Origin of the sequence: Bacillus sp. jun7 (assembly GCF_051034795.1) — a bacterium.
Lineage (GTDB): Bacteria > Bacillota > Bacilli > Bacillales > Bacillaceae > Bacillus > Bacillus velezensis.
Genome location: NZ_CP093219.1, coordinates 3,919,557 through 3,931,137 on the forward strand (window position 1 = coordinate 3,919,557; position 11,581 = coordinate 3,931,137).

Consider the following 11,581-nt stretch of genomic DNA (forward strand, 5'->3'; position numbering starts at 1 on the left):
TATGAAAATGTTCGAAAAGGAAAAACGCATTCTCATTCTGAATCCAGGCTCAACATCAACGAAAATCGGTGTCTTTCACAATGAACGCTGTATCTTTGAAAAGACGCTGCGACATCCCGAAGAAGAGCTGAAAACATTTAACGGCATTATCGACCAGTACGAATTTCGAAAAATAAGCATTCTTGAGTCTTTGCACGAACAGGGCATCAACATTTCAAAGTTTGATGCCGTTTGTGCCAGGGGCGGCCTGCTCAGACCGATTGAGGGCGGCACATATGAAGTGAATGACGCCATGATCACTGATTTGAAAAACGGCTACAACGGCCAGCATGCTTCTAATCTGGGCGGAATTATTGCCAGGGAAATAGCTGACGGACTAAATATCCCCGCGTATATCGTCGATCCGGTCGTGGTGGATGAGATGACTCCGCTCGCTAAAGTATCAGGGATGCCTGAAATCAAGCGGAAAAGCATTTTTCATGCTTTGAACCAAAAAGCTGTTGCCCGTCAGGCGGCGGCGTCCCTCGGCAAACGGTATGAACAGATGAAGATGATCGTCACTCATATGGGCGGCGGCATCACAGTCGGTGTCCATGATTGCGGACGGGTGACGGATGTCAACAACGGGCTTCACGGAGAAGGGCCCTTCAGCCCGGAGCGCGCGGGAACCGTTCCTGCGGGTGATTTGGTGGAGATGTGTTTTTCCGGCAAGTATTCAAAAGCCGATATGATGAAAAAACTTGTCGGCACGGGCGGACTCTCCGGCTACCTGGGGACAACGGACGCGGTGAAGGTGGAAAAACGCATTCAGGCCGGAGATGAGCATGCGAGGCTCATTTATGACGCCATGGCTTATCAAGTAGCAAAAGAAATCGGGGCGGCAAGCGCCGTATTAAAAGGAAAAGTAGACATTATCGTCCTGACGGGCGGATTGGCGTACGGGAAAAGTTTCGTATCCGCCATCAGATCGTACATAGATTGGATTTCGGATGTACTGGTGTACCCGGGAGAAAATGAACTGCAATCTCTCGCGCAAGGCGCGCTTCGGGTTTTAGCCGGTGAGGAGCAGTCAAAGCAATATCAGATCGGCGAAGGAGTGAAAACAAATGGCGACTGAATATGATGTGGTCATTCTGGGCGGCGGGACGGGCGGTTATGTAGCCGCCATCAGAGCGGCCCAGCTCGGCTTAAAAACGGCCGTTGTAGAAAAAGAAAAGCTCGGCGGAACATGCCTGCATAAAGGATGTATCCCGAGTAAAGCGCTGTTAAGAAGCGCGGAAGTGTACCGAACCGCAAAGGAAGCGGCAGCATTCGGCATTGAAACGGAAGGTGTCTCCCTCCGCTTTGACAGCGTGCAAAAACGAAAGCAGGGAATCGTTGACCGTCTGGCCGGCGGTGTCGCCCACTTGATGAAAAAGGGGAAGATTGATGTATTCAACGGGTACGGACGTATGCTCGGCCCTTCCATCTTCTCACCTCTTCCCGGTACGGTTTCTGTCGAATACGCAAATGGTGAAGAAAACGACATGCTGATACCGAAACAATTGATTATCGCAACCGGTTCAAGGCCGAAAATGCTGCCGGGTTTAGAAGCAGACGGTACATATATTCTGACATCAGATGAAGCGTTAGAGCTTGAGCGTCTGCCCAAATCCATGATGATCGTCGGCGGCGGTGTCATCGGAATTGAATGGGCATCCATGCTGAACGATTTCGGCGTCAATATCACTGTGATTGAATATGCGGACCGCATTTTGCCGACTGAAGACCGTGATATTTCAAGCGAGATGGAAAAACTGTTAACGAAAAAAGGAATTAAGATCGTAACGGGTGCGAAAGTGCTTCCGGATACATTGGAAAAAGCGGACGGCGTTTCAATTGCCGCTGAAAAGAATGGAAAAAAAGAAACGTATCACGCGGAACAAATGCTTGTTTCCATCGGCCGCCAGCCGAACATTGAAGGGATCGGCCTTGAAAACACGGATATTGAAGCGGAAAACGGTTCTATCATCGTGAACGAAGCCGGGCAGACGAAGGAATCGCACATTTATGCGATCGGTGATGTTGTCGGCGGTCTTCAGCTTGCACATGTGGCCTCCCGTGAAGGCATCATTGCTGTTGAGCATATGGCGGGTCTTAATCCGGCTCCGCTTGATGCAGCTCTTGTGCCGAAATGCATTTATTCAAATCCGGAAGCGGCGAGTGTCGGGCTGACAGAAGAGGAAGCAACCCGAAAAGGACATGAACTGAAGATCGGGAAGTTTCCGTTCATGGCAATCGGAAAGGCTCTTGTATACGGAGAAAGCGATGGCTTTGTTAAAATCGTCGCCGATCGGAATACAGATGATATTCTCGGTATTCATATGATCGGCCCGCACGTCACCGATATGATCTCTGAAGCGGGGCTTGCCAAGGTGCTCGACGCGACTCCTTGGGAAATCGGCCAGTCCATACATCCGCATCCGTCGCTTTCAGAAGCGATTGGAGAAGCTGCGTTAGCCGCAGACGGAAACGCGATTCATTTTTAAAAGGAAAGAAGGAGGGGTTTGAATGACTACAAACCGCCATCAAGCATTAGGGCTCTCTGACGAAGAAGCCGTTGAAATGTATAGAACCATGCTGTTAGCCAGAAAAATCGACGAAAGAATGTGGCTCTTAAACCGCTCGGGCAAAATTCCGTTCGTTGTTTCATGTCAAGGACAGGAAGCGGCTCAAGTAGGCGCGGCCTATGCTTTAAACCGTGATACCGACTATGTGCTTCCTTACTACAGAGATATGGGAGTTGTGCTTGCATTCGGTATGACTGCAAAGGACTTGATGATGTCCGGTTTTGCGAAAGCGGCTGACCCGAACTCAGGCGGAAGGCAGATGCCTGGCCACTTCGGGCAAAAGGAAAACAGAATCGTAACGGGCTCATCCCCTGTGACAACGCAGGTGCCTCATGCAGTCGGAATCGCGCTTGCGGGACGCATGGATAAAAAGGATATCGTCTCTTTCGTTACCTTTGGAGAAGGATCTTCCAACCAGGGGGATTTTCACGAAGGGGCAAACTTTGCCGCCGTGTATAAATTGCCGGTCATTTTCATGTGTGAAAACAATAAGTATGCTATTTCTGTTCCGTATGACAAACAGGTGGCGTGCGAAAATATTTCCGACCGGGCGGCAGGCTACGGCATGCCGGGAGTCACAGTTGACGGAAACGACCTGCTGGAAGTTTACCGGGCCGTGAAAGAAGCGCGCGAACGGGCATCTAAAGGCGAAGGTCCTACATTAATAGAAACGGTTTCTTACCGGTTGACGCCCCATTCCAGTGATGACGACGACAGCAGCTACAGAGAACGCGAAGAAGTAGAAGAAGCAAAGAAACAAGATCCGCTTCTTTTATATAAAGCATACTTGCAAGAAGCCGGGCTTCTAGGTGAAGAAGAAGAAAAGACCATGCTGGATGACATCATGGCTATCGTAAACGAAGCGACAGACGAAGCGGAGAAAGCGCCATACGCATCTCCTGAATCAACGCTTGATCACGTTTATGCGAAGTAGGGAGGAATACTTATGTCTGTAATGTCTTATATTGACAGTATTAATGCAGCAATGAAAGAAGAAATGGAAAGAGATCCGCGCGTTTTTGTTCTCGGGGAAGATGTCGGGAGAAAAGGCGGCGTGTTTAAAGCCACGGCGGGTCTCTATGAACAGTTCGGAGAAGAGCGGGTGATGGATACGCCGCTTGCGGAATCAGCGATTGCCGGTGTCGGGATCGGCGCCGCGATGTACGGCATGCGCCCGATTGCCGAGATGCAGTTTGCCGATTTCATTCTGCCTGCGGTCAACCAAATCATTTCAGAAGCGGCCAAAATACGCTACCGTTCAAACAATGATTGGAGCTGTCCGATGGTCATCAGAGCGCCTTACGGGGGCGGCGTGCACGGCGCGTTGTATCATTCCCAGTCTGTGGAGGCCATTTTTGCCAACCAGCCGGGTCTTAAAATTGTCATGCCTTCAACTCCTTATGACGCAAAAGGGCTGTTGAAAGCCGCAGTCCGTGACGAAGATCCGGTGCTGTTTTTCGAACATAAGAGGGCGTACCGTCTGATTAAAGGCGAAGTCCCTGCGGATGATTACGTCCTTCCGATCGGAAAGGCGGATGTAAAACGCGAAGGCAGCGACATTACTGTCATTACGTACGGATTATGCGTCCATTTCGCTCTGCAGGCTGCCGAGCGTCTTGAAAAAGACGGAATTTCCGCGCACGTATTAGATTTGCGTACGGTTTATCCGTTAGATAAAGAAGCCATCATTGAAGCTGCGTCTAAAACGGGAAAAGTATTGCTGATCACAGAAGATACGAAAGAAGGCGGTATTATGAGCGAGGTCGCCGCCATTATTTCTGAAAACTGCTTATTTGATTTAGACGCGCCGATCAAGCGGCTTGCAGGTCCTGATGTTCCGGCAATGCCTTATGCGCCGACAATGGAAAAATACTTCATGATGAATCCTGACAAAGCAGAAGCCGCGATGAGAGAATTAGCGGAGTTTTAAAGACGTAAGGAGGTTTTTGACATGGCGATTGAACAAATGGCTATGCCTCAGCTCGGAGAGAGCGTGACGGAAGGGACGATCAGTAAGTGGCTGGTATCCCCCGGTGATCAAGTGAATAAATATGACCCCATTGCGGAGGTCATGACGGATAAAGTGAATGCGGAGGTGCCGTCTTCTTTTACCGGTACGATTACAGAACTTGTAGGAGAAGAAGGCCAGACTCTTACAGTCGGCGAGATCATCTGCAAAATTGAAACGGAAGAAACGGAAACCGAAGAGGCGCCGAAGCGGGAAGAAGAGCAGAATACCCCTTCAGACACCGATGCAAACCGTAAAGGTAAAGACCAGTCAAATAAAGCGCGTTATTCGCCGGCCGTGCTCAGATTAGCGGGAGAACACGGCATTCAGCTTGAAGAAGTTGAAGGAACGGGCGCAGGCGGAAGAATTACGCGAAAAGACATTCAAAAGATCATTGATTCGGGAATGCAGCAGAAGTCGGAAGCACCGGCGCCGGCTGCCGTTCAAACAACGCAACAAGCGCCGAAACAACAGCAAAAACAAGCGCCGGCACCAGCTCTGTCAGCCGGTGATATTGAAATTCCGGTTACAGGCGTCAGAAAAGCCATCGCCGCCAATATGCATAAAAGCAAAACAGAAATTCCGCACGCCTGGACGATGATGGAAGTCGACGTCACGAACATGACGGCGTACAGAAACAGGATAAAAGACTCATTTAAACAGAAAGAAGGCTTCAATTTAACATTTTTCGCTTTCTTTGTAAAAGCGGCGGCGCAGGCTCTCAAAGAGTTCCCGCAGATGAACAGCATGTGGGCGGGAGACAAAATCGTCCAAAAGAAAGACATCAACATCTCCATTGCCGTTGCCACGGAAGATTCGCTGTTTGTTCCGGTTATTAAGCATGCTGATGAAAAAACGATTAAAGGCATAGCCAGAGAAATAACGGACCTTGCGAAAAAAGTGAGAAACGGAAAACTTACCGCGGAAGATATGCAGGGCGGCACATTTACCGTCAATAACACGGGATCTTTCGGCTCAGTTCAATCTATGGGCATTATCAACCATCCGCAGGCGGCCATTCTTCAGGTAGAATCAATCGTCAAACGTCCGGTTGTCATGAATAACGGGATGATCGCAGTGCGTGATATGGTTAATCTTTGCCTGTCTTTAGATCACAGAGTGCTTGACGGGCTCGTATGCGGCCGATTCCTCGGACGCGTCAAAGAGATCTTAGAAAACATTGATGAACATACTTCCGTCTATTAAAAAAACTCCTTTTGCCCGGGCGGCAAAAGGAGCTTTTTTATTTTCATTGTGAGTCCTCGGGAACAAGCATAGTGAGATGATGTTTTTTCACTTCGATCGTACAAGGTGTTGTTCCGTATACCTCGCCATCTGTATCCGCGTCCATTTCACGTCCGGTTTCGATTTCAATCCTCGAGGCCTGAATATAGGACAGCTCCCCTTTGAAATCATCAAATGAACCCTGCTCCATCGTCATCAGCTCCCGCAACGCGGCAAGGCTTGTGTTGCGGCAGATTAACACATCGGCTAAGCCGTCCCGGAGGCTGGCATCAGGCAGGGGAACTCTGTTTGTCCCGATATAATGCCCGTTCATGACAAGCACCATTACGGCTTCGTCTTCTTTCACCTCGCCGTCAATCGTCAATTTGACAGGAAACGGGTTCGCGCTTGTCATCGTTCGCAAGGCGCTCGTGAAGTAGCTGATTTTACCGAGCCATGCTTTTTCAGTTTCATTGATATGGCTTGATGCTTCAGTGATCAATCCGATGCCCCAAAAGTTCAGAAAATAGCCGTCATCCGTTTTACAGACGTCAATCATCCGTTTATGTCCGGCCGCGAGCGCTTCAGCGGCCTTTTGAAGGTTTTGCGGGATGCCGAGCGCCCGTGAGAAATCGTTGCACGTTCCTCCCGGCAAAATGCCGACAGCGGGCCTGTGATCAAGCTTGCTGATGCTGTTGATGCATTGATGCACAGTGCCGTCTCCGCCTAAAATATATAAATGGTCAACTGAACTGTCGAGGTTTTCACAATACTGACGGGCATCATCCTGATGTTTGGTCGGTTTAATCAAAAGTTCGTCAGCTGACTGGGCCAAAATGGGGACGACCGTGCCGAGCGTTTTATCAATCTGTTTTTGACCGGCGTTTCCGTTATAAATTAATACTGCTTTCCGTTGGCTCATACGACTGCTCCTTTATTTCAGACAATCTCTTTAACAAGTTTCCCGTTTTTAAAAGGTCATAAACTTACATCGGGTACATAAAAGGGACAAAAACAATTGGATATGAGCGGTGTCATTTGCCGATAGGGAGGTTCCTTGCTATCATAAGAAGAGATGATCAAAAAGGAGAGGTCCCAGTTGAATATGGATTTTAATTTATTTATGAATGATGTTGTGCGTCAAGCCCGCCAGGAAATCACGGCCGCCGGGTATACAGAGCTGAAAACCGCTGAGGAAGTGGACGAAGCGCTTTCGAAAAAAGGAACGACACTCGTTATGGTCAACTCTGTGTGCGGATGCGCAGGCGGTATTGCACGGCCTGCCGCGTACCATTCCGTACATTACGATAAACGCCCGGATCAGCTTGTGACGGTATTTGCCGGACAGGATAAAGAAGCGACAGCCAAAGCGAGAGAATACTTTGAAGGCTATCCGCCGTCCTCTCCGTCATTTGCCATTTTAAAAGACGGGAAAATCATGAAAATGGTGGAACGCCATGAAATTGAAGGCCATGAGCCGATGGCCGTCGTCACAAAACTGCAGGAAGCATTTGAAGAATATTGTGAAGAAGTATAAGTGAAAGAAAAACCCCGGAGCCGAGCGCTTCCGGGGTTTTTTATATGGAATCTGTATAAATATAAATATTTATACGCCGGCATTCAGCTGTCACTAATCGGAAAAACAATGACTATAATAAACACAGAAAGGAAAATACATTTTTCAAAAATAGTATTGCATCACAATTAAAAAGTGTTTAAAATACAAGTTAACGAATAAATATTCAAATTTAAGAGATCAGTAGATATGGGGGAAATGAATCATGAAGAAATGGCTGTTGGTATTAGCTGCCGCATGTATCACCTTTGCGCTGTCCGCCTGCGGATCAGGCAATTCAGGCTCAGAGGGCGGAAAGAACAAGCTGATTATGGGTACATCGGCTGACTATAAACCATTTGAATATAAAGACGGCGATCAGATCACCGGGTTTGACGTTGATCTGGCAAAAGCTCTGGGCAAAAAGACCGGCTATGACGTTGAGGTGCAGGACATGGACTTCAACAGCCTGATTACAGCCTTAAAGTCCAAGCAGGTAGATATGATTTTATCTGGAATGACACCTACGCCGGAACGGAAAAAGCAAGTTGATTTTTCTGATATTTATTATACTGCTAACAATATGATCGTTACGAAAAAGGGAAGCAGCATTAAATCCCTGAATGATCTGAAAGGCAAAACCGTCGGTGTTCAGCTCGGCTCCATTCAAGAGGAAAAAGGCAAGAAGCTCGCTTCGAAATACGGTTTTCAGCTCGAAGACCGCAACCGGATCTCAGACTTAACGGAAGAGATCAAATCCGGGCGTTTTGATGCCGCGATTATCGAAGACATCGTAGCAAAAGGCTATTTCAGTTCAAATAACGATCTGCAGGGCTTTGCCTCAGCAGATGCGAAATCAGACGAATCGGGCTCCGCGATTGCGTTCCGCAAAGACAGTGATCTGACAGCGAAGTTTAACAAAGCGCTGAAAGAAATGGAGAAAAACGGAGAAATCGAAAAACTGAAGAAAAAATGGTTCACCAACGAGAAATAAAAGAAAGCTCAACTTTTCGTTGAGCTTTTTATCTTGAATAAAGACAAAGGAGATCACACGTATGAATTTGGATTTCTCAGCGACAATCCCCCAAATTCCTTTTATATTGGAAGGCCTTGCGGTCACATTAAAAATTGTGCTCGTTTCAGCGGTCATCGGTCTTGTATTAGGAATCGTGCTCAGTTTATTTAAAATCAGCACGATTAGTCCGCTGAAATGGATTGCGGATTTTTATACTTCGATATTCCGCGGCACGCCGCTCGTGCTGCAGCTGATGATCATCTATTTCGGTATGCCGCAGCTTCTCGGCTTTCAGATCGATCAATTTTGGGCGGCGGTCACCGCATTATCGCTCAATTCAGCCGCTTACGTCTCTGAAATTATCAGAGCGGGAATCAACGCAATTGACAAAGGACAAAAAGAGGCTGCCGTCGCTCTCGGCGTGCCGTACGGTAAAATGATGAAAGATCTGCTGCTGCCGCAGGCGTTTAAAAACATTTCTCCGGCTATTATTAACGAATTAATCACCTTGACGAAAGAATCGGCGATCGTCACGGTAATCGGTCTCGGAGACATTATGAGACGGGCCTACCAGTCCGGCGCCGCAACATACAACTATTTAGAACCTCTTATTGTGGCGGGCTTAATCTATTACGTGCTCGTTTTGATCTTAGCATTCATCGGAAAAGGCGTAGAAAGGAAGCTGAAAGCCAATGATTAAGGTCGACAACCTGTCAAAATCATTCGGGAAACATGAAGTACTGAAAAACATTTCAACACAGATCGAAGAAGGGGAAGTCGTCGCTGTCATCGGCCCTTCCGGTTCCGGCAAATCAACGTTTCTGCGCTGCTTAAATCTGCTGGAAACCCCGAGCGGCGGAACGATTGCCATTAAAGAAAACGAAATCACCGCAGCTAAAACGAATAAACTGAAAGTGCGGGAAAATATCGGCATGGTATTTCAGCATTTTCATCTGTTTCCTCATAAAACGGTGCTTGAAAATATCACATACGCGCCGGTCAGCGTGAAGAAAGAGTCTAAAAAGGAGGCGGAGGAAAAGGCGTGCGCTCTCCTTGAAAAAGTCGGACTGCTTGACAAACGGAACGACTATCCGAACCGTTTGTCAGGCGGACAGAAGCAGCGGGTCGCCATCGCGCGGGCGCTTGCCATGAATCCTGACATCATGTTGTTTGATGAACCGACCTCGGCTCTTGACCCGGAAATGGTCAAAGAAGTTCTTGAGGTGATGAAAGAGCTCGCGCAGACGGGCATGACAATGGTGATCGTAACGCACGAAATGGGATTTGCCAAAGAAGTCGCAGACCGCGTATTATTTATGGATGAAGGGGCGATCGTGGAAGACGGTCAGCCGGAAGAATTTTTTCTTTCTCCGAAGTCAAAAAGAGCACAGGACTTTTTAGAAAAAATATTATAAAATATAACTGTAAGAAAAGAAGAAGAATGCTCTTCTTCTTTTTTTTGAGAAAGAAACAAACAGAATGGAGCAAGCAATGTTTAAAATCGGTTACCGGACACTAAAGACCGCACTTGGAACGGCGCTGGCCATTTATTTAGCCCAGCTGTTGCATCTGCAAAACTTCGCATCCGCAGGAATCATCACCATATTGTGCATCCAAATTACGCAAAAGCGGTCGCTTCAGGCCTCGTGGGCCCGATTTGCCGCCTGTTTATTGGCGATCGTCTTTTCATATGTCTTTTTCGGACTGATCGGCTATTACCCGTTTGCGATCGGAATATTGCTGGTGCTGTTCATTCCGACTACAGTCGCTTTAAAAATAAATGAAGGGATCGTCACCAGTTCAGTAATCATTCTTCATTTATATATGTCCGGCGGCATTACGATGGCGTTTATCTGGAATGAGTTCCAGCTGATCACCGTAGGTATCGGCGTCGCGCTGTTAATGAATCTGTATATGCCGAGCCTCGACAGAAAACTCGCGGCGTACAGGAAAAAAATCGAGGACAACTTTTCCGTCATCTTCGCCGAAATCGAACGGTATTTGTTAACTGGTGAGCAAGATTGGACGGGGAAGGAAATACCGGAGACGCATCAGATGATTCAAGAGGCGAAAAACCTCGCCTATCGGGACGTGCAGAATCATATTTTGCGTCATGAAAATCTCTACTATCATTATTTTAAGATGAGACAGAAACAATTTGAAATCATTGAACGGCTGCTGCCGAAGATTACCTCTATTTCAATAACGGTGGAGCAGGGCAAAATAATCGCCCATTTCATCCATGAATTAAGGGAAGCCATTCATCCCGGCAATACCGCTCATAAATTTTTAAAAAGACTTGCAGAAATGAGAACGGAATTTGAAGAAATGCCGCTCCCGGCAACGCGCGAGGAGTTTGAAGCGCGGGCGGCTTTGTTCCACCTCCTCGGTGAGATGGAACAATATCTCGTGATTAAAAGTTATTTCAAAGGCATCAAGCTGTAAAAAAACATATGGATCAATCGCATGAGTCCTCCTTTCATTGGTCATTCTAATGAAAAAAGGAGGGGAGCCCATGCGATTTTTTTTATTGTCAGCCGCCCTGCTGCTGTCTCCGCTTTGGCCGCTTGGCGCGAACCCTTTGCCGGGTGACCCTTATATTATCGTCAATAAAGCCACAAATGCGCTTGCTGTTGTGAAGGATAACCGAATAGAAGGCATTTATCAGGTGGCGACGGGAAAAACGGATGATTTGACGCCTGAAGGAGAATTTACGGTAACGGTCAAAGCCGTCAATCCGTATTACCGGAAGAAAAATGTAGAGGGAGGCGCGCCGGAAAACCCGCTCGGCGTCCGCTGGATCGGTTTTGATGCGAAAGGAACCGACGGCAGGATATACGGCATTCACGGAACAAACAGAGAAGAGCTGATCGGGGGATTTGTATCAAACGGCTGCATCCGTATGAAAAACCGGGATGTCATCCGTATTTTCCGGATTATCCCTCCCGGAACGAAAGTATTGATCACAAAAGAAAACCGCTCATTTGAGGACATTGCAATAGAGCGGAAAGCCCTCATAAAAAAGCAGGAAACCCCCTTGCAATGAGGCGCCTGCTTTTTTACCGCAAATACATCATAATACCTGAGAGGAGGGTTGAAAGTATAAATACGCCCAAAATGACGATGACGGCGCTTTTCATAAATTTTTGAGACATTGTTTCACTCCTTAA

Annotated in this window: 13 protein-coding genes; 11 read left to right on the forward strand and 2 right to left on the reverse strand. The window is 47.6% G+C overall.

Features of this window, described 5'->3' with window-relative positions; all coding sequences use genetic code 11:
- Position 1: 1 nt before the first annotated feature.
- From buk to MJQ52_RS19640, 5 genes are read left to right on the forward strand one after another with little or no spacing between them, the layout of a single operon-like run.
- A complete protein-coding gene (gene buk, locus MJQ52_RS19620) occupies positions 2 to 1,117 on the forward strand; it encodes a butyrate kinase (RefSeq protein WP_094247799.1) in 1,116 nt (371 codons plus the stop codon).
- Positions 1,107 to 2,528, forward strand: a complete 1,422-nt coding sequence (gene lpdA / locus MJQ52_RS19625) for a dihydrolipoyl dehydrogenase (RefSeq protein WP_017418112.1) — start codon at positions 1,107 to 1,109, stop codon at positions 2,526 to 2,528. The genes buk and lpdA overlap by 11 nt, the downstream gene beginning before the upstream one ends.
- 22 nt (positions 2,529 to 2,550) lie before the next feature.
- Positions 2,551 to 3,543, forward strand: a complete 993-nt coding sequence (locus tag MJQ52_RS19630) for a thiamine pyrophosphate-dependent dehydrogenase E1 component subunit alpha (RefSeq protein WP_070082089.1) — start codon at positions 2,551 to 2,553, stop codon at positions 3,541 to 3,543.
- 12 nt (positions 3,544 to 3,555) lie between these two features.
- A complete protein-coding gene (gene bfmBAB / locus MJQ52_RS19635) occupies positions 3,556 to 4,539 on the forward strand; it encodes a 3-methyl-2-oxobutanoate dehydrogenase subunit beta (protein ID WP_003153216.1) in 984 nt (327 codons plus the stop codon).
- A 21-nt stretch (positions 4,540 to 4,560) separates the two neighbouring features.
- The gene (locus MJQ52_RS19640; RefSeq protein WP_069013082.1) at positions 4,561 to 5,823 is read left to right on the forward strand and encodes a dihydrolipoamide acetyltransferase family protein; all 1,263 of its coding nucleotides are present in this window, start codon (positions 4,561 to 4,563) and stop codon (positions 5,821 to 5,823) included.
- A 43-nt stretch (positions 5,824 to 5,866) separates the two neighbouring features.
- Here MJQ52_RS19640 and MJQ52_RS19645 read toward each other — a convergent pair whose 3' ends face one another.
- Positions 5,867 to 6,763 carry a YegS/Rv2252/BmrU family lipid kinase gene (locus tag MJQ52_RS19645; RefSeq protein ID WP_014418333.1) on the reverse strand — a complete coding sequence of 299 codons (897 nt, stop codon included), beginning with the start codon at positions 6,761 to 6,763 and terminating at the stop codon, positions 5,867 to 5,869.
- A 177-nt stretch (positions 6,764 to 6,940) separates the two neighbouring features.
- On the opposite strand from MJQ52_RS19645, the gene brxB reads away from it, so the two are divergent.
- The 6 genes from brxB to MJQ52_RS19675 all read left to right on the forward strand — a co-directional run bounded on the left by brxB (position 6,941) and on the right by MJQ52_RS19675 (position 11,457).
- A complete protein-coding gene (gene brxB / locus MJQ52_RS19650; protein ID WP_003153223.1) occupies positions 6,941 to 7,378 on the forward strand; it encodes a bacilliredoxin BrxB in 438 nt (145 codons plus the stop codon).
- 244 nt (positions 7,379 to 7,622) lie between these two features.
- Complete coding sequence (locus tag MJQ52_RS19655) at positions 7,623 to 8,390, forward strand: transporter substrate-binding domain-containing protein (RefSeq protein WP_094247800.1); 768 nt, start codon at positions 7,623 to 7,625, stop codon at positions 8,388 to 8,390.
- Between the two features lie 61 nt (positions 8,391 to 8,451).
- Positions 8,452 to 9,111 (forward strand): amino acid ABC transporter permease, encoded by a 660-nt coding sequence (locus tag MJQ52_RS19660; RefSeq protein WP_003153227.1) that lies wholly within the window; start codon positions 8,452 to 8,454, stop codon positions 9,109 to 9,111.
- Entirely contained in the window at positions 9,104 to 9,826 is a 723-nt protein-coding gene (locus MJQ52_RS19665) for an amino acid ABC transporter ATP-binding protein (protein WP_070082084.1), read from the forward strand. Before MJQ52_RS19660 ends, MJQ52_RS19665 begins: the two co-directional genes overlap by 8 nt.
- Before the next feature lie 76 nt (positions 9,827 to 9,902).
- Positions 9,903 to 10,856 carry an aromatic acid exporter family protein gene (locus tag MJQ52_RS19670; RefSeq protein WP_076851397.1) on the forward strand — a complete coding sequence of 318 codons (954 nt, stop codon included), beginning with the start codon at positions 9,903 to 9,905 and terminating at the stop codon, positions 10,854 to 10,856.
- A 70-nt stretch (positions 10,857 to 10,926) separates the two neighbouring features.
- A complete protein-coding gene (locus MJQ52_RS19675; protein WP_003153233.1) occupies positions 10,927 to 11,457 on the forward strand; it encodes a L,D-transpeptidase in 531 nt (176 codons plus the stop codon).
- A gap of 13 nt (positions 11,458 to 11,470) precedes the next feature.
- Here MJQ52_RS19675 and prli42 read toward each other — a convergent pair whose 3' ends face one another.
- Positions 11,471 to 11,566, reverse strand: a complete 96-nt coding sequence (gene prli42 / locus MJQ52_RS19680) for a stressosome-associated protein Prli42 (protein WP_007408390.1) — start codon at positions 11,564 to 11,566, stop codon at positions 11,471 to 11,473.
- Between the last annotated feature and the right edge of the window lie 15 nt (positions 11,567 to 11,581).